The 929-nt window shown below is 35.7% G+C and carries 1 protein-coding gene; it reads right to left on the bottom strand.

Annotation, left to right across the window (positions count from 1 at the left end):
* Positions 1 to 649, bottom strand: a 649-nt coding sequence (locus ACS8FD_RS17745; protein ID WP_439276824.1) for a hypothetical protein, incomplete at its 3' end; no start/stop codon positions are given.
* Between the last annotated feature and the right edge of the window lie 280 nt (positions 650 to 929).

Below are 929 nucleotides of genomic sequence, written 5' to 3'. Positions count from 1 at the left end.
AGATTATAGAAGTTTCTAACTGCCCAGTCGTAGGATTAACGGTGTAGTAACCCCATTCCATACCATTTTCGGAGTTATTTACTGAGCCAGCTTTATCCACTTGGACATGGACATAAGTCCCATTATCGAAGAATGCTAATCCGATTAGCTCATCGTCATCAGTATCATCGAAACTCCAAGACCCTAAGATCCCTTCAGGTTGGGTTTTTGAAAACTCATGGCTTTCATCACTGTCGATAATGCCATCATTGTTTTCGTCTACTTCGAGGATCAGCTTGCCGTTAGATACCTGAGCATGGCGATTGACAGAATCTGACAATCCAGAGCTACCATTTTTATCAAAAATAGGCGTAGCAGTTAGTTTGCCTGTACTATTATTGATATTGTAATTACCCCATTCCATACCATTTTCAGGGTCACTTGTAGACTGACTACTATTGACTTGGACCTGTACATAAGTCTCGTCATTCATAAAGACAATCGTTGATAATCCACTACTACTATCGTCATTACTCCACGTTCCAACGATTTCAGTGTCGATATTTGGCTGATTGGGTAGTGGTGAGGTCGACTCATCAGAGTCATCATCACATCCTTGTAAAAAGAATATAGCTGTCATGGCTAGTAGCGTTAATTTGAACGATTTCATTTTTATCTCTCCTTGATTTAAAAATGTAAAATCTCAATTTTTACAACTATTATGCCGATATACCTCCTTGTTTTTAACAGTTTGTAAGGCTCATACTATATAGTAATATTACTAAACAATTTAAATATATTCTTAATTATAAATATACCAAATATCTTTAAGTTAATCTAATCAAACAGCTGTTTTTGTTACATATTTATTAAAATTTAAGTCCTAAAGGTTAGGCTTTAAGTTTAGTACTGATTGAATATGGGCAAGAACTTAACAGCAGCTGCTACTA

The organism is Psychrobacter sp. 1U2, from assembly GCF_051847575.1.
The sequence above is the reverse complement of the archived record's forward strand: the minus strand, read 5'-3'. Positions and strand labels throughout refer to the sequence as shown.